Below are 17,585 nucleotides of genomic sequence, written 5' to 3'. Positions count from 1 at the left end.
TATGCACATTTTCATCTACATGATTATATTTAACCATCCTCCTTATACGATTGACCAATTTGTTCAATTAGTCATTTTTTTATAATACTAAAAGGATTATCTTAATTTGACAATCCTTTTAGTAAATAAAGTTCGAATAATTCTGAGATTTTTTCTTTTTCTAACGGTTCATGATTTTTTTCCCAATCAAAAATAAGCGATACGTATAGGCGAAGCATAATAAACGCTGTAATTTCTGGATCACATTTGCTAATTTCACCTTTTTCAATTGCAATCTCTAAATAAGATTGAATAACAGAAACGATTTCCACATCTACTTGTTGCATCACTTCTTGTACTTCTTTCGTTCCCATATCGCGCTCTTCTTGAATTAATTTAATCATGAGCTGATGTTCTTTTCTAAATTCTAATATGCTATATAATGCTCTATGTACATTTTCAAAAAATGAAATATCTGAACGAATTGCGTCTTTTGCGACTTGCTTCATTTCTGTAATTAAATTAGAAATAATTTCACCAAATAGTTCTTCTTTATTTTTGAAAAAAGTATAAATTGTTCCTTTTCCTACATTCGCTAACTTCGCAACTTGATCCATCGTCGTCGCCTTATAACCGAATGCTGAAAAAGACTTTGTTGCAGCTTCAATAATAGAACGTTTTCGATCTATCGCCACATCGTCACCTCCAAAAATGACCAATTGGATAATATAGTCAATCAGTACATATTTGATATTACCACACGCTTACATTCTATACAAGTTCTCTTTTTTAGTTATTCCCAGTTTAAAAAAATTCCAGTCCATTCATATAATACTGTCATAGTGTATCAGAAGGAAAGAGAAAAAGAAAAGGTGTTCTTAAGATATATGATTAAACCTTACTTAACGACAACAAATTTCCCTTTTTTCAAATAATCAAATAAAAAAACAAGAAAATCTTTACATTTAATAGTAATATAGAAAATAGACAAGTTTATCAAAATAGTGGAGGCTTTTTCAGTCATGATGCGTGCGCTTCGTTTAAATATAAAGCAAGCTTTTTGTAGTCGTATTTCTTTAATTATTATGTTTAGTGGATTCGTTCTTATTTGTATTTATCACTATTACTATGTAATTCGTTATTTAGGAGACGCAGCGAGTGGACCTATTTCAACAGATATAAAATGGATCGGATTTCGCGACAATGAAATGGATGTTTATTTATTATTAATGCCAGTTATTGCGAGTTTCCCCTTTAGTACAAGTTACAATTCGGATAAGTCAGATGGTTTTAAACCGTTTGTGAGTAAGGGGATTTCTTTATTTCCTTATTCATTAATGAAATATATCGTTACGTTTTTTTGCGGAGGATTACTTTATACATTTCCATTCATCTTATCGTTATTATTTTGCAAATTAACCATTCCAGACGGAACACCTACGATTGGTTCAGGCATCATAAATGCTGATGGAATGTTCGCAAACCTATATTTCGATGCGCCTCTCACTTACATTACTGTATATATCGGAATTAATTTTTTATTTGCAGGTTTAATGGCTCTTTTAGGACTTGCTGCATCTGTATGGTCACAAAAGGACTATATGGCAATTCTCTTTCCATTTGCAGTTGCCTCCATTCCTTACGTCCTGCTAAATACAATATTTCCTTCAATAGGCGGAGCACCTATTCATTTATATGATCCGAAACAACCATTGCAAGGCATGTCACCGTACATTTTAACGATGCAATGTGCTTTCTTCCTTCTCGTTAGCTTATTTATGTATATACAAGGAGTAAAGCGGGATAGAAAAAAATATAGAAGAAGACTGCAAAAAAGAGATCGGTGTAGAAAAGCGTTTCAAGCAATTTCGGACTAAATAATTGAACGAATAAGAGCGTAATTCCCTAAGTTAGCTTAGAGAATTACGCTCTTATTATCATTTACATTTATCAATCTTATATTTTCAATACTCATATAATCCTCTCCCCTTTACGGCGTACGTGCCAATCCCCATAAAATAACGATCGCCGCAAAATAAATCGCTTTAATAGCTACCACTAAACATAATGCAATAATTGCATATTTACTTAATTCTCTTCTTGCACCGATTAAAGTAAAAATAACCGCCAAACTAAACGTTATATAGGAAGTTGCGGTATTTATTAAATAATACATACTATCTAGAGTCTGTGTAAGCCCTGTTATATCAGCTACAAACTGAAGCATGACGATCGTACTAAAAAAAATTGCAAGCTGATTCATTAATTTCCCGTTTATTCGGGCTACCATATGTCTACACCTCCCTGCATTAAAGAATGAATATTCAATCTATTTTATCATAAAAATCCCTAATAATGTAAAAGAACGCTTAGTATATTTCTAAGCGTTCTTTCTCGACTATTTAAGAAGCCTTCTTCAAATCAATTTGAACAAGTACTGGATCGTGGTCACTTACACGTCCATGCTCTTTCATAATGTTTGAGTTTAAGTGCACTGGATCTACAATTGTGTATGGTGCGATGTTGTTTGTTACTAAAATATGATCTAACACTTGTGCATTTCCTTCATGAATGTACGTGTAGCGGTTCTCTTTCGGCACTGTGTTTAACATATTTTTCAAGATTGTTCCTTCTAGTGCTTTTAGTGGTTTAGCGAACTCAAAATCGTTCATATCCCCTAACACAACAACTGGTGCATTCGTGTTCTTTTTCTGAATTCCTTGTACGAAGTGATTTACTTCTTGCGCTAACTGAATTCGTTTTTCTTCACTCTTTAATACGAGCGGCTGCACTTTTCCAAATGGCGTTGCATCTCCTATTTTTGAGTTTAAGTGATTTGCAACGACAACAACGTTTTGTCCTTGGAACGTAAATTCTGCTGCAAGCGGTTTACGTGTACTTTCAAATAATGAACTTTCGTCTCCAATGCGAACAACATTTTTATCAAGTAACTTCGGTACTGCTGCTAATTTCACGCGTGATGGGTTGTAGAAGAAACCGACGCGAATATTAGCTCCTGGTGCTCCTCCGTCTAGATTATTGTTCGGAGCAATTTCTACATACTCATACTTTGGTCCACGAATTTCTAGAACTGCATCAATGATACGTTTTGCACTTAATGAAGCATCTGTTGTACCGTCATTAATTGATCCATTGTTATCTTGCATTTCCTCTACACCAATAATATCTGGCATTTTTAAATTGTATTTAATAGAATACGCTAACGCTTTTACTTTTTCATCTGTTGTTTCTTTTTTATTCGCCGAGAAATTTTCAATGTTATATGTAGCAACTGTTAACTTATCAAGACGAGGCTGAATATTTGCCCCTACTTGCTTAAATCCGCCGTCCACTACAGATGGTAATTCCGTTATTGGCGCAATGCGGAACGAACCGTAATCATATCCGACTACCCCTGTTATATCTCCAGTAAAAGTATCTCCTACTTTTGCTACATAATCACGAGGTACTTTTACAGAAAGACGTTCTGGGTTTAATTGATTTTCATCTAATACAGGTGTGCCATATTTCGTTACGACTTTATTCCCGCCATTTTCTACTGTTACATATAAATTCCCGTTTTTCTGAGGGGCAATAATTTTTGGCGTTGGCATCGTAACGCGCATACCTTCTACACTTTCATAAAAGTCGATTGCATCTTCATTTGGATCAAATAAACCGAATGCATCATTATCGATAATTTGATCAGGAATTTTCACACCGTTTTCTCCAAGTACAATCGGCGCTAGTAAAGGTTGATCTTTTGCGATGACAGCAACGCGGCTCGCTTTAATTTCCGTCGTCGTTAAATCTGTGTCAAACCTTTCTGCATATCCAGGTCCAACATATTCTTCTACTTCTCCATCAACTTGGACAAGATCTCCTACTGCTACATTCGCATCTTTTTTGTATACGTAAATACCTTCAGAAGTAGCTGGATCATTATCCGGCTGATTATCTTCTATATAAAAACCATTTTTATCAAGCGCTGTGACAACGCCCTCCACATTGTTTACTTTCTTCCCATTGTAAGGAGAAATATGTGATTTCCCTTGAATATCATGAATACGAACTGGTTCATTTGTTACGATTATAAATGAAAATGTCGAAACTGCTGAAGAAGTAAGCCCTTCTTTTTCAGCGATTGCTTTCACTACACTATTTTCATTCACTACAATTTGTCCGTTATAACGAACACTCTTGTTTGTAGGGTTAGAGCCATCTAACGTATAGTAGATTGTTGCTCCTTCTGTATTCGTTGTTAATGTTACTGCTGTTCCTTTTGCAACTTCCCCACCATTTGGTGATGCCACTACATCGCTAACGCGGTTTTGTTCTTCTCCTTGAAACTTATGAGCTGTTACTGATTTTAAACCTGGGCTACCGAAATATAACTCAAGCGTCCCTGTCAACCTAACTTTCTTCCCGATATTTTCAGGATGGTCTTTCACATTTACTGCCAATCTCACATCGCCTTTTGGCAATTGAACAGGCATGATTTTGTCTGGATTCGTTTCGTTTGGCGAATCGGCAATTGCCACGTTTGTGTCGTCAAACTTAGCCGGATCTTTCGTGTATTTAGAAGGACTTTGCGTATACCCAACGATATATCCTTCCACTATCCCCTTCGTTTTCCCTTGCTGCTTAAATACTTGAATTGCTTTTTCTACTGACATAGAAGTAGTTTCTTCCGCCTGCGCTAAAGTTCCAGTAAATGAAAGCAATAACATCAATGATAAAAAGACACTTAATAATTTCTTCACAGCCATTTCCCTCTCCCTATTTCATATTTTCTCAACATTTCTATCATATCAAATGATTCGTTATATAGAACTATATTTCGACAAGTTTTACACAAAATTTATTTAATTTACAAGTTTTCAAACTATAATACAAAATAACTTATATAGGTTTATTGACTAAAGGTATTTTATCCAATAAACAAAACGCCTTCAATATAATTGAAGGCGTTTTGTTTGAAATATTTTAATGTGCGACTAATTTAGTCTCCATTACTTTCTCTAAATGAAATAACACACGTTTCGCCGCTAACTCACCTTGCTCAATACAAGCCGGAAGACCAGAACCAGCGTAAGAACTACCTGCCAAATACACACCTGGCAATTCTTCCTCCATAAATGTTGTGAGCTTCTTCATTCGCTCTTTATGGCCTACTGTATATTGAGGCATCGCTTCTTTCCAGCGGCTTACAATTGTAAACTCTGGATCCTCTGTAATATCCATTGTCTTTTGTAAGTCTTCGAGTACGAGCTGCACAATTTCTTCGTCAGTTTGTTCGACAATCGCTTCATCACCTGGGCGTCCGACGTAACAGCGAAGAAGCGTTTTTCCTTCTGGCGTTGTATGTGGCCATTTTTTGTGTGTCCACGTACACGCTGTAATTGTATAATCACTATTTCTTGATACGACAAATCCGGTACCATCAATATCACGTTGAATTGCAGACTTTGGGAAAGCAAGTGCCACGTTTGCAACTGATGTAGACGGAATGTTACGGAAGAAACGAAACTGCTTATACTGCGCAAACATAGATGGCAATACTTTATGCGGCGTCGCAACTACAATCGCGTCTGCTTCCATTTCTTTTCCGTTACTAAGCGTAATCGTATAACTATCACCAAGTTTTGCAACCTTTTCGATACGAGTTCCCTTCATTATCATATCATTAGGAATCTTCGTTTCAAGAGATTCTACTATAGATTCTAAACCGGTTTTCACAGTTTTAAATATTCCTTTTTTCAATTCAGCCTTCTCTTGCTTTGGAGCGAGCGTACGCATACCGAGTGAAATACTACGGTGCTCCTGTTCAATTTGATAAATTTGAGGGAATGTTGACATTAAACTCATTTCATCAATATCCCCTGCATAAATACCAGATAATAATGGCTCAATTAAATTTTCAACGACTTCATTTCCAAGGCGATGCCTGAAAAACTGCCCGAGTGATTGATCAGAAACTGGTTTTGATCTAGGCATTAATAAGTCAAAACCAGCTCTTAGTTTACCAATTGGGGAGAACAATCCGGAAAATAGAAACGGCGTAATTTGCGTTGGAATTCCCATCATTGAACCGCTCGGCATTTTATGTAACCGATTGTTTACGAGAACGAACGATTGACCAGCCTTATTATTTACAAGTTCAGCATCAAGTCCTAATTCTTTCACTAATTTAGCTGCGCTCTCTTTTCTTGCTAAGAAAGAATCAGGACCGCGTTCAATTGTAAATCCATCTTTTTGAACGGTTTGAATTTTCCCGCCAAGTTTACCAGACGCTTCTATAAGCAATGCATCTATCGGCAAGTTTTTTTCACGAATTTCTTTTTGTAAGTTATACATTGTTGTTAATCCTGTGATGCCACCGCCGATGATCACAACTTTTTTCCTCAAGTAAGCTCCCCCTTTCTACTTACATTACAGATTCTTTTTTCTTTAATACTACATCTGCTAAACAGTCGATAAATGCGTCCGACGCATTAGGCATTTCTGGACGATAATATTTCGCGCCAATTTCATCCGTTACAACTTTACACTCAAAGTCATTGTCATATAAAACTTCTAAATGTTCCGCAACAAATCCAACTGGTGCATATACGAATGAATTGTAGCCGTACTTTTCATTTAATTCTCTCGTTAAATCTTGTACATCTGGACCAATCCAAGGATCTGGTGTATTTCCGGCACTTTGCCAGCCAACTGCATAATTTGCTACTTCAGCACCACGTGCAATATAGTCAGCTGTTTCGTTTAATTGATCCGGGTATGGATCGCCGAGTGCGATAATTTTTTCTGGTAAGCTATGTGCAGATACGATTAACACTGCTTTTTCACGTTCTGCTTCTGACATACCGTTATATATACCTTTCACTGCATCGACCCAATACTGAATAAATTTCGGTTCTTTATACCAGCTATCGACGCCGTGAATTGTTAAGTTTCCAAGTTTTTCTGCTTCTTCTTGCGCTCGTCCTACATAAGACTTCACGCTAAAAGTAGAATAGTGAGGGGCAAGAACGAGTGCAATTGCATCTTCTATTCCATCTTCATGCATAGCTTGTACTGCATCTTCAATGAACGGTTCAATATGTTTTAAACCAAGATACATGTGGTACTCTACTTCATCTTGTATTTCATTTAAACGCGTTTCTAACTTTTTAGCTTGCTCTAATGTAATAGTAGCTAAAGGAGAAATACCACCAATTGCACGGTAACGCTCTGTTAAATCTTCTAGCATTTCAGGACTTGGCTTTCTTCCTCTGCGAATATGTGTATAGTAACGTTCAATATCTTCTTCTTTATATGGCGTTCCGTATGCCATTACAAGCAAACCAATTTTCTTTTTCATACAGACAATCTCCTTTACTTCGCTAACTGTTCTTTAGAGTACTCATGAATAAATGTAGTTAAGCGTTTTAATGTATCTGGATTTACTTCTGGGAATACGCCGTGACCTAAGTTAAAGATATAACCTGGCTGCTTCATCCCTTGATCTAAAATACCTTTTACATGTTCTTCAATAACAGGCCAAGGTGCTAATAAGAATGAAGGATCCATATTTCCTTGTACCGCCTTGTGAACACCACGTGCGCGTGCTTCTTCAATCGGTAAGCGCCAATCTAAACCTACTACATCAAGCGGTAAGTCGTGCCATTCATTCACTAAATGTGCAGCACCTACGCCGTGCATAATCATTGGAACACCCATCGGGCGAACTTCTGCAAAAATACGCTCCATCGCTGGTTTAATAAATATACGGTAATCCGCTACATTTACTGCTCCAACCCAAGAATCGAAAATTTGAACCGCTTTTACTCCTGCGTTAATTTGCGCTTTTAAATATGTAATAACCATATCTGCAAGCTTATCCATTAAAGCGAACCAAGCTTTCGGCTCTGCATACATAAACGCTTTCGTATTATGATAGTTACGAGAAGGACCGCCTTCAATCATATAGCTCGCTAACGTAAATGGAGCTCCTGAAAAACCGATTAACGGTACATCTAACATTTCTGTCGTTAATAAACGAATTGTATCTAGTATGTAAGGTACGTCATCTTCTGGATTGATTTCCCCTAATTTTTCTACATCTTGTAAAGAACGGATTGGACTATCGATAACTGGACCAATGCCAGATTTAATTTCCACATCAACACCAATTGCAGGTAGTGGTGACATAATATCTTTATAAAGAATTGCTGCGTCTACGTTATATTGATCAACTGGCAACTTTGTAACGTAAGCGCACAACTCTGGATTATGTGTAATTTCAAATAAAGAATATTTCTCTTTTATCTTTCTATATTCCGGCTGTGAACGACCTGCTTGACGCATATACCATGCTGGTACATACTCTGTACGTTCCCCCCTACATGCTTTTAAAAATGTCTCATTTATAGTTCTTACCAAGACCCTAGCTCCCTTCCTTACCAATGCTTTTTCTTTAAATATGCTCTATTCCGATATTTATCTTTTTTTACTATACAGCTTGTAAAAACAAAATGCATAACATTATGTACGTTGTTCATTAAATTGACACAAACGTTCGTAAAAACGTTTACTATTTTCACAACATTCTTATTATAGCACAGAGAAAAACTACGGTTTAGCTACTTTTGACTTTTCTCCTTCACGGTTCGTTTGTGTGTTATATGGCACAACGTAAAAACTTGGTTTTGAGAATATATTAATAAACTTCTCCTCATATTTCCCCGTTCCTTTTGCCGTTCCAACGTGAGTATGAATTCCTTTTTCAACTTTATAAATCCGATACATAATTCGCTCATCAGGAAGCGGCGTCCAGCTTAGTTTCATTGCAAATAAACCGAAAGGACTAAATGCTAGTTTTGCTTCCACGTTTTGAATCTTATCTAAACGAATTGGCAGTCCAATTGTTTCAACACCTTTTGGCCTATGAAAACTCGCTTTATCTTGTATGTTTGCTTTCGTTAAAATCTTTTTAAATAACATCGTTGCAGATGCATTTCCATCTTGTAATTGATGCTCTTTATCGGTGCGGTCATAGCCAATCCAAACTGCACCTACTAAATTCGGTGTATATCCAACGAACCACATATCACGCGCACCATTGTCATCATTCGGCAATGAAGTTGTGCCTGTTTTTCCAGCTAAAGCTCCATTATATACGCCAGCTTTCGCCGTACCTTCTTTCACAACTCCTTCAAGCATCTTTGTCATATACCATGCCGTTTGCTTTGAAAAGACTTTCGTTTCAGCTTTTGATGACTCTCCAATGACTGCCCCGTGTCTATTTAATACTTTATCAATAACGTGCGGTTCGATAATATTCCCGTTTGCTAAAAAAGATCGGTACATTTTGACAAGATCAAATGGAGACACACCATTTTTCAGCCCGCCAAGTGCTGTACTTAAACCTGAGTCCGCAATATGAACATTCCCTTTCTCTAAATATTGCTTTCCCTCATCTACCCCTAATTCATTTAATAAAGATACAGCTGGCACATTTGCCGATTCTAATACCGCATCGTACATCGTCATCTCTTTCGTATACTCATGATTATAATTTCGAGGTTCATAACCTTCAAACGAACTTTTTTCATTCGTTAATAAAGAATATGGATTATATTTCTTCGTCTCAAGTGCAGGTCCATATACGATAAGCGGCTTTAAAACAGAACCAGGCTGCCGCTTTGCAAAAACGCGATTAAGCCCTCTCGGAACATACTCTCTTCCGCCAATCGCGGCTTTAATTCCGCCAGTCTGATTATCCATTAATAAAAATGCACCTTGCGCCCCGTTTTCTTTACCAGGGAAATTTCTCGCATCTTGAAACTGGTTATATGCTACCTTTTGAACTTTTTCATCCATCGGTACGACAAACGTATATCCTCCGCGCAGTACTTCTTGATGCGATAAACCATATAAACGCGCCGCTTCATCTATAACCATATCGATATACGGCATATATGCGAGTTCACGTTCATCTGAATTTTTATAAAGAGCGATTGTTTTCCCTTGGTAACGAACACTATCTTCCGCTGTTAAATAGCCTTGTTTATGCATAAGTGACAAAACAAGATCACGGCGCCCTTTACTCTTTTCTAGGGATAAGTACGGTGAATAGCCATTTGGCGCTTTCGGAAGCCCTGCAAGCATAGCTCCCTCTTCCACTGTTAAATCTTCTACATTTTTATTAAAATACAACTTTGCTGCCGCTTGAATACCATATGCCCCATGACCGAAATAAATATGGTTCATATACATTTCAAGAATTTGCTGCTTCGTATATTTTTGCTCTAATTGAAGAGAAATTGCGACCTCTTTCAATTTGCGCGTAAATGTTTTTTCGCGAGTTAAAAAGACGTTTTTAGCTAGTTGCTGCGTAATCGTACTACCGCCTTCTACCTTCTCTCCAGCTAACGCGTCTTTATAAAGCGCCCGAAATATAGAAGGGTAATCAATTCCTTGATGCTCATAAAAACGAGAATCTTCCACAGCAATAAATGCTTGCTGCACGTACTTTGGAATTTCTTCAATCGGCACGAGCTCTCTATTTTCTACATATAACTTCGTAATTTCTTTTCCTTTCTGGTCAACGATACGTGATGAAGAGTGGAAAACAAGCTGCTTTTCATCCATCATATAGCCACCAGTTAACACAATAAGTTTATAGAGTACAATCGCTACTACGAACGTTGCTACCCCGCCTAATAAAGTCCACTTTGCTTTCTTCATACATCGGCCTTCTTTCCAAATGATGGTACATTTATTATTTGAAAAAGAAGTATCTTTATGTATATAATCTTCGAAGTTTTTTAAGAGAATTGATATAATAGAGACAAACCATAAAGGGGGCATTAAAATGAAGGCTATTATTTCATACGAAACACCTCTAGAACAAGCACATTTCACTGCAAAAAATAACGAAAAAGATATGTTTTATAAAGAAAATACTGAAGAATCTGTAGAATCGACACTTCAGTATGACGTATTAGACGCTGTTGGAGAATTTAAAGGACAATCTGGCTACATCGTTTGTAACAACATTTCTGTAACAGACGAAGGTCGCCCTGTATTTGAAAACCGTTTTAAAAACCGTGCTGGTCTAATCGAAAATGAGCCTGGCTTCCAAGCAATCCGTGTTCTTCGCCCATTAAGTAATGATACATATGTCATCTTAACGATGTGGGAAACTGAGCAAAACTTTAAAGACTGGACAGAATCACGTTCATTCGAAAACGCTCATAAAAAACGCCCTGCACAAGCAGAAGGACAAGCACAGGCTCAGGCGCATCCACATGCAGAACAGCAAAAAAGCATTTTCTCTCGCCCGTCGTTCGTAACTACTTTTGATGTGTTAGTTTAATTTTCGGAGTTCGGAGTCAACGGTATGTGAAATTATACAGGCGATTTTTCGAATATATCGGCGCAACTCGAAATATATCGACTTATCGACAAATGACGACACACAAAAAAGGAAACACCATTACACACCGGTGTTTCCTTTTTCTTTATACCAATTATATATGCGAAGCGCGTCTTCTTTTCGCATATGCTTCACTTCATAACCATGTCCCGCCACCGCTACAGCAGCTGTACATAACTCGTCTTTCTTTTGAAAATAAGATTGATTGTATCCGACCACTTGAATATGCCTTCTTCGCACGATCCCTGTATATTTCGCGAGACCTCGGTGCACCATTACTAACTGATTGTCTCGTATCATATATCCACCACTTTTATATCTAGCGTATGCAAGTATTGTAAATACAATAAATAGCGGTACAAGAACGAACAACGCAGTATGTTGTTTAAAATATATACTCGCACCAGCGATTGGCACAGCGAGCACAGCACTTGTAATCCAGCCCATTACGACGTAACGGCGTAATGCAGCCTTCGGTAAATGAACGATTTCCTCTTCTATTTCATACGGCAACTGTAAATAGGCAAGTAGCTGCTGTACATCTTTTTTCTTCATAAAAGGATGTAACATCACTTCATTCCCTGCCGCTTCTATACTTTGAATGACTTCCACTTCGACAGAGCAATAACCGAAAGGCTGGCGGAGAATTCCTTCTTTCACAGTAATTGCTTGAATGCGGTGGAGCTTTAAGACAAACTCTTTCTTATCAAATAACCCTTGCACAATACGAATTTCATTTCCGTTTCGCTCTATTTTAAAGTTCGCATATTTTAGCGCATAACCAGCTGTCGAAACGACCCACGAAACCGCCATTAAAATCGCGGCCATAACGATTAATTCATATACACCGTTATCCATCACATACGCTTCCACTTTATTTATGAGCCATTCTGGAAGAAATTGATTAAACTCTGTGTAAATAAGAAGTAATCCAGAAAACACTAATCCGAATCTACCAGACGTAATGGAAGCTACTAAAATCTCTGTCATCGTTAACTGATAAATCGTCTTACTTTCTTCTGCCATGGGTACTTCTTCACTCGCAGCGCTTCTTTTTTTATTTAATAAGGCAATCAGTTCCTTCGCTTCATCTTCTTTAATACCAGCTAACATCACTTCCGGCTCACTACCGCCGCCCGCTACTTCTATATTTAATTTCGTAAGCCCAAGCATTTGATAAATGACATTAGAAGATGTACTAATGTTTTGCACACGATCTTTATTTAAATAACTTTCCTTCTTCACAAAAACACCGTGTTTTATATGTAAAATATTATTTTCAACCCAGTATACTTTGAAATACCATTTTACAGCTGAAAAAATAGCCATAATAAATAATACAAACAAAAGAACAAGATGTAAGAAATACCAAGGTTTTACTTCACCATCTGAACGAAATAAAACAAGAAAAATAAAAGGCAACAAAGTCGCAATTCGAATACCTAACAATATCGTGATCGGATGTTGCCTCTTATACACCCTCATCACTCACTTTCGCAAGCTCTCCAATTTGTCTTTTCAACTGTTCTGCTTCTTCTTTCGTTAAACCTGGAATACTATGAGAAGTTGCCGCTGTTGAAATATGTAATTCTGCTAAATTATACTTTCTCATAATTGGCCCTTGCTCAATCGTTACGTGCTGCACGCGGATCATCGGAATAAGTACGCGTTTTACAACGAACATTCCCTTTTGAATCTCAATCTCTTCTTCATTTAATCTGTAACTATAATAACGTTGACGTAAATTTGGAAATACAAAATAGTCGAGTGGTATGTATATAACTGCTCCTGTCACTAACAATCCAAACAACCAGCCCCACCAGTTAAAGTTAATCATAAAAAAGAAATACGCAATTACGACTGCTAGTATAACCGCCGCCCCAATTAAAGCATGAATTCTCCACACTTTTAGCATATTAGAATGAATCTCCCTCTCTAACGGCTGCATCTCATCACTCCAATTATATGAATTTATTAATTATATATTAGTTGTTATATACAGTTTTGTAAAATTATAGTTTCTTACATTGTGTCGAGCATTTCTTTAAAATTCCCTTCATTAATGGAATACACCTGAAACTGAATGTAATCTATCTCATTCGTATTAGGGCGAGCGTATGGCAAAATGTTAAATTTAGAAGCAGTTCTTCCTAACATATCTATAATCATTAGAGAAACGTCAATATATTCGAAGTCTACACGGAATACTACTGCTTCCCCCGTAAATTCATAATCTTTAATCGCATCATAAGACTTATTCGCACTAATTAACATCACTTTTAATAGTTGGTTTAAATTTTCTGGTTTAAAATTAATCATATACGCAGCTCCTTTTTTCAATAAAACACTATGAAAACAGTGTAATCTTATAATTTCATAGCTTTACACATCAATTATATAAAAAATAAAGCTAGTTTTTTATAATTTTTTTGATATAATTACTTACGGGAAAAGGGAAGAATTTTGTCTTCCCTTGTGTTTTTATTTGCATCTAGTACTTTTGCTAGATGCTTTTTTTTATGCTAAAAAGGTACCCTCAAATACTTTGAGGATACCTTTTTCATCAATTTAGTGCATTTCAACAATTGTACCATCTTCGAACACCTTGAATACTCCAGTAAATCCTGCTCCAGCTGCACCTTCTATTTTATATGTCGTACGCACTCTAATTTGATAATATTTCTTTCCATTTTCTACTTGCGTATCCTCTAGCGTGTAATTATATTCTTCTTTATATTCTTTTTTGATATATTCTTTAGCTTTCTCAAAAGTAAATGCATCTTGATTCTTTCCTGTCTCTACTTTTTGGTTCTTTTCTGTTACTACCTTCTGATTCTTTTCTGTCTCTGTTTTTTGGTTCTTTTCTGTTACTACCTTTTGATTTTTTTCTGTCTCTGTTTTTTGGTTCTTTTCTGTTACTGCCTTTTGATTTTTTTCTGTCTCTGCTTTTTGGTTCTTTTCTGTCGCTACCTTTTGACTCGTTACTGCATCATTTTTTTGTGCCTTCGCTGCTGTCGTTACACTCTTTGCAGTTTTTTCCTCTTCACCAATTTTAGTGATTAATCCTAAAGCCTTTTTATTATATTCTTCAAGGTTCTTGTTATCTTTTGTTTCTAAAACTACCTTATTTAACATCTCTTTCGCTTCTGCATAATTTTTCTTACTTATTAACTCTTCGCTTTTTGTCAGTTGCTCTTCATACTTCTTTTTTTGTTCTAAGATCGCTACTAATGCTGTTCGTTCTTCCTTGGCTTGTTTTATAAGCGTATTATTTCCATTCTTCATGTTCTCTACTTTTCCAAATGACTTGATTGATTCTTCTACCTTTGTTTCTTCTTTTAACTTCACTGCTTCAATCATTACTTTCGTTTGTTCTACAAGCACCGTTGCATCTGAATCATCTTTTTTCTCATCTAATGCTCGTTCAAATGATGATAAAGCATTTTTATATTCTTTATTCGTTAACGCGGTCTTCCCTTCATCCATTGCTTTGTCAAAATCCCCATTACTACATCCAGCTAGCATTAAAAACGTAAGTCCAATTACCGTTAATAACTTTCTCATTTTCTCTCCCCCTATATATACCTAAAACAATAACATCATATGTATAAAAGTCTGTGTAGTAATTAGACTGAAAGTAAATATGTACTGTACATTTCATTTACTATCATTACTTAAAACTCCTAAATAGTTGGTAGTTGGTTTTCTTCTTCTTTTAAGACAGAAAGGAATTTTAATAAAGCCCCTTACTCAGAATCTTTACTACACACACTCTTATACACATAGAAAAATCATTTTTCGTTTATAGTTTGCTATTTCTTCAGCTTTAAATATTCTCAGCTAATTGGAATACGAACTATAATCTGTAACATACCGAAAATCAATAGAAAACAAACTGTAACAAAAGTCACGATTCGTAACTCTCTTGTAACACAAATGTAACATGAGGTTTTTAAACATACAATAGTTTTTTTACATTATTTTCCGACATCTATATTTTAAGCGTCAATAAGATACCAACCCTTAGTGTAAATACGGATTCTCCATAAAAGCATACAGGGGATCTTTCCTCATTGTCATCCAGTTGAAAAGTAAACAGTACTCTGAAACAAGAATTTCATACGCTAATAAAAAAAGCCTACTAATTATGAAGTGCACCCCAATTGTTAGACACGGTCTAACAATTGGGGTGCACTTCAATAATAGGCAAGCTTTTTTAAATTAATCCTCACTTATTCTCTTCTTATACCAATCCTGCATTCTCTCCGCATCTTCTACTCTCGTATGCTCTAGTTTATAATTCGATGATGCACTAGAAAACGTATACGTACATAAATCCGCTCGGCGCTGGAAATATGATTGTGTTTTTTCAATTGATTGGACGTGTCTTCTTCTTACAAGTCCTGTATGTTTCCCAATACTACGATGTATAATCGTAATTTGTTCTCCGTTTACACCGTAACCATTTGTTTTAAATGTTGCGTATCCAAGTGTAAAGATGAGGATAGCTAGCGGTAACAACGCCCACATGATGAAATACTTTTCAAAGTATATGCTTATCCCAGTAAGCGGGACTGCTAGCATTGCGAAGAAAATGAAACTATCAATTAAATAACGGCGCAAGGCTGCTTTTGGTAATGCAGTAATATTTGTATTCAGTTCATATGGCAATTGTAAATGAGCGAGTAACTCTTGCACACGATCTTTTCGAATAATCGGATGCAGCGTAACTTTGTCTTTCTCTTCTCCCAATCCCTTACTTTGAATGACTTCGACTTGCACAGCACAATAACCGAACATCTGACGGAAAATACCTTCTTTTATCGTAATCCCTTGAATGCGGTGTAACTTTAGTACAAGTTCTTTCCTTTCAAGTAATCCTTGAGAAATACGCACTTCATCGTTTTTTCGATTTACTGTGAAATTACCATGTTTTAACGCGTAACCAATTGTAGATATAATCCACGAAAGGACGAGTAAAATAGCTACCATGTAAATCCAGCCGTATATATCATGATCCATTACATACGACTCTACGCTATTTTTTATCCATTTCGGAATGTACTCATCTACTTGGTGATACACGAAAAAGATTAATGAGAATAATAATCCAAATTGACCGGATGTAACAGATGCTAATAAAATTTCTTTCAAAGTTAATTTGTACTCTGTCGCTTGCTTTTCCTCTGTCATAACTTCTTTTTCTACTACTTCTTCTGATGTTTCTTCTGCTTTTACTTCTGGAGTTGGCTCATTTAGTAAGGAAATAAGCTCCTTCGCCTCATCTTCTGTAATACCAGCTAGGCTTACTTCGGCATCATCGCCTCCGCCAGCTGTTTCTATTTGAATTTTCTTTAAACCGAGCATTTGATATAACACGTTTGAACTTGTATTAATCGTTTGGACACGTTCTTTATTTAAGTAGCTCTCCTTCTTCACAAAGAGCCCTTGTTTAACATGTAATACGTTATTTTCAACCCAGTATGTTGTGTAATACCATTTTTCAAACGCTGAAAAGACGGTGAGTAAACCGAATCCAGCGGGAATTAAATACCAAAATGGAAACTTTCCATTTAAACTAAACATGAAAATAAGTAATGGTATAAAGTCTGTTATTTTTAATTCTAATAACATCGTAATGGGATGCTGCCTCTTATACATCCTCATCACTCACTTTCGCTAATTCTGCGATTCTCGTTTTTAACATTTCTGCTTCATACATCGTTAAGCCTGGAATGCTGTGAGAAGTTGCTGCCGTTGCAATATGTAATTCTGCTAATCCATGTTTTCTCATAATTGGCCCTTGTTCAATTGTCACGTGCTGTACACGAATCATCGGTACTAATACGCGCTTTACTACGAAAAGACCGTGCTGAATTTCAAGCTCTTCTTCATTTAATTGATAGCTATAATAACACTGACGTAGTTTCGGGAATACAAAATACGAAAATGGTGCTAGCGCAACTGTTAACCCAACCATCACATACAAAATCCACGCCCACCAATCAAACTTTATCATAAGGAACAGGTAAGCTAAAATGACGAGAATACCGATCCCTTCTTCAATTACAGCACGAACTTTCCACACCTTGACCATGTCAGGATGAATTTCATTTTTCAATGGATCCATGTAACCACTCCAAATCTATTAATCTAATATATGAATTGTCTCAATCTATATTTT

General features: G+C 36.3%; 15 protein-coding genes. 2 read left to right on the top strand and 13 right to left on the bottom strand.

Going from position 1 to position 17,585, the window contains the following annotated elements; all coding sequences use genetic code 11:
* Positions 1-101: 101 nt before the first annotated feature.
* On the bottom strand, positions 102-674 hold the full coding sequence (locus tag DN408_RS03660; protein ID WP_002168940.1) for a TetR/AcrR family transcriptional regulator: 573 nt from the start codon (positions 672-674) through the stop codon (positions 102-104).
* A gap of 327 nt (positions 675-1,001) precedes the next feature.
* On the opposite strand from DN408_RS03660, the gene DN408_RS03655 reads away from it, so the two are divergent.
* Complete coding sequence (locus DN408_RS03655) at positions 1,002-1,856, top strand: hypothetical protein (protein ID WP_002168943.1); 855 nt, start codon at positions 1,002-1,004, stop codon at positions 1,854-1,856.
* A gap of 113 nt (positions 1,857-1,969) precedes the next feature.
* Here DN408_RS03655 and DN408_RS03650 read toward each other — a convergent pair whose 3' ends face one another.
* The 6 genes from DN408_RS03650 to DN408_RS03625 all read right to left on the bottom strand — a co-directional run bounded on the left by DN408_RS03650 (position 1,970) and on the right by DN408_RS03625 (position 10,710).
* Positions 1,970-2,269 (bottom strand): hypothetical protein, encoded by a 300-nt coding sequence (locus DN408_RS03650; RefSeq protein ID WP_078178125.1) that lies wholly within the window; start codon positions 2,267-2,269, stop codon positions 1,970-1,972.
* A 112-nt stretch (positions 2,270-2,381) separates the two neighbouring features.
* Positions 2,382-4,748, bottom strand: a complete 2,367-nt coding sequence (locus DN408_RS03645) for a DUF6359 domain-containing protein (protein WP_078178126.1) — start codon at positions 4,746-4,748, stop codon at positions 2,382-2,384.
* A 217-nt stretch (positions 4,749-4,965) separates the two neighbouring features.
* Positions 4,966-6,387, bottom strand: a complete 1,422-nt coding sequence (gene hemY / locus DN408_RS03640) for a protoporphyrinogen oxidase (RefSeq protein ID WP_002193290.1) — start codon at positions 6,385-6,387, stop codon at positions 4,966-4,968.
* 19 nt (positions 6,388-6,406) lie between these two features.
* A complete protein-coding gene (gene hemH / locus DN408_RS03635; RefSeq protein ID WP_016119775.1) occupies positions 6,407-7,342 on the bottom strand; it encodes a ferrochelatase in 936 nt (311 codons plus the stop codon).
* A 14-nt stretch (positions 7,343-7,356) separates the two neighbouring features.
* Entirely contained in the window at positions 7,357-8,403 is a 1,047-nt protein-coding gene (gene hemE / locus DN408_RS03630) for a uroporphyrinogen decarboxylase (protein ID WP_002011155.1), read from the bottom strand.
* 189 nt (positions 8,404-8,592) lie between these two features.
* Positions 8,593-10,710, bottom strand: a complete 2,118-nt coding sequence (locus DN408_RS03625) for a transglycosylase domain-containing protein (RefSeq protein ID WP_002011154.1) — start codon at positions 10,708-10,710, stop codon at positions 8,593-8,595.
* 127 nt (positions 10,711-10,837) lie between these two features.
* On the opposite strand from DN408_RS03625, the gene hmoB reads away from it, so the two are divergent.
* Entirely contained in the window at positions 10,838-11,341 is a 504-nt protein-coding gene (gene hmoB, locus DN408_RS03620; protein ID WP_002011151.1) for a heme-degrading monooxygenase HmoB, read from the top strand.
* Positions 11,342-11,461: 120 nt separating this feature from the next.
* Here the strand turns inward: hmoB and DN408_RS03615 are convergent, their stop codons facing one another.
* The 6 genes from DN408_RS03615 to DN408_RS03590 form a co-directional block, all read right to left on the bottom strand.
* Positions 11,462-12,880 carry a PH domain-containing protein gene (locus DN408_RS03615; protein ID WP_078178128.1) on the bottom strand — a complete coding sequence of 473 codons (1,419 nt, stop codon included), beginning with the start codon at positions 12,878-12,880 and terminating at the stop codon, positions 11,462-11,464.
* Positions 12,873-13,349 carry a PH domain-containing protein gene (locus tag DN408_RS03610; protein ID WP_002186468.1) on the bottom strand — a complete coding sequence of 159 codons (477 nt, stop codon included), beginning with the start codon at positions 13,347-13,349 and terminating at the stop codon, positions 12,873-12,875. Before DN408_RS03610 ends, DN408_RS03615 begins: the two co-directional genes overlap by 8 nt.
* 74 nt (positions 13,350-13,423) lie before the next feature.
* Positions 13,424-13,720 (bottom strand): hypothetical protein, encoded by a 297-nt coding sequence (locus DN408_RS03605; protein ID WP_002168952.1) that lies wholly within the window; start codon positions 13,718-13,720, stop codon positions 13,424-13,426.
* A gap of 249 nt (positions 13,721-13,969) precedes the next feature.
* Entirely contained in the window at positions 13,970-14,965 is a 996-nt protein-coding gene (locus tag DN408_RS03600) for a hypothetical protein (protein WP_078178129.1), read from the bottom strand.
* A 657-nt stretch (positions 14,966-15,622) separates the two neighbouring features.
* On the bottom strand, positions 15,623-17,062 hold the full coding sequence (locus DN408_RS03595) for a PH domain-containing protein (protein WP_002186475.1): 1,440 nt from the start codon (positions 17,060-17,062) through the stop codon (positions 15,623-15,625).
* A complete protein-coding gene (locus DN408_RS03590) occupies positions 17,055-17,531 on the bottom strand; it encodes a PH domain-containing protein (RefSeq protein WP_078178130.1) in 477 nt (158 codons plus the stop codon). The genes DN408_RS03595 and DN408_RS03590 overlap by 8 nt, the downstream gene beginning before the upstream one ends.
* Positions 17,532-17,585 lie beyond the last annotated feature (54 nt).

It is taken from the genome of Bacillus sp. AR13-1 (genome assembly GCF_008042285.1).
Lineage (GTDB): Bacteria > Bacillota > Bacilli > Bacillales > Bacillaceae_G > Bacillus_A > Bacillus_A mycoides.
Note: the sequence above shows the minus strand (reverse complement) of the source record. Positions and strands in the feature narration are given on the sequence as shown.

Coding starts and splice junctions, on each gene's coding strand:
- DN408_RS03655 (WP_002168943.1), top strand. CDS start 1,002: ATGATGCGTGCGCTTCGTTTAAATATAAAGCAAGCTTTTTGTAGTCGT.
- DN408_RS03590 (WP_078178130.1), bottom strand. CDS start 17,531: ATGGATCCATTGAAAAATGAAATTCATCCTGACATGGTCAAGGTGTGG.
- DN408_RS03600 (WP_078178129.1), bottom strand. CDS start 14,965: ATGAGAAAGTTATTAACGGTAATTGGACTTACGTTTTTAATGCTAGCT.
- DN408_RS03605 (WP_002168952.1), bottom strand. CDS start 13,720: ATGATTAATTTTAAACCAGAAAATTTAAACCAACTATTAAAAGTGATG.
- DN408_RS03610 (WP_002186468.1), bottom strand. CDS start 13,349: ATGCAGCCGTTAGAGAGGGAGATTCATTCTAATATGCTAAAAGTGTGG.
- DN408_RS03595 (WP_002186475.1), bottom strand. CDS start 17,062: ATGTATAAGAGGCAGCATCCCATTACGATGTTATTAGAATTAAAAATA.
- DN408_RS03650 (WP_078178125.1), bottom strand. CDS start 2,269: ATGGTAGCCCGAATAAACGGGAAATTAATGAATCAGCTTGCAATTTTT.
- hemH (WP_016119775.1), bottom strand. CDS start 7,342: ATGAAAAAGAAAATTGGTTTGCTTGTAATGGCATACGGAACGCCATAT.
- DN408_RS03645 (WP_078178126.1), bottom strand. CDS start 4,748: ATGGCTGTGAAGAAATTATTAAGTGTCTTTTTATCATTGATGTTATTG.
- hmoB (WP_002011151.1), top strand. CDS start 10,838: ATGAAGGCTATTATTTCATACGAAACACCTCTAGAACAAGCACATTTC.
- DN408_RS03625 (WP_002011154.1), bottom strand. CDS start 10,710: ATGAAGAAAGCAAAGTGGACTTTATTAGGCGGGGTAGCAACGTTCGTA.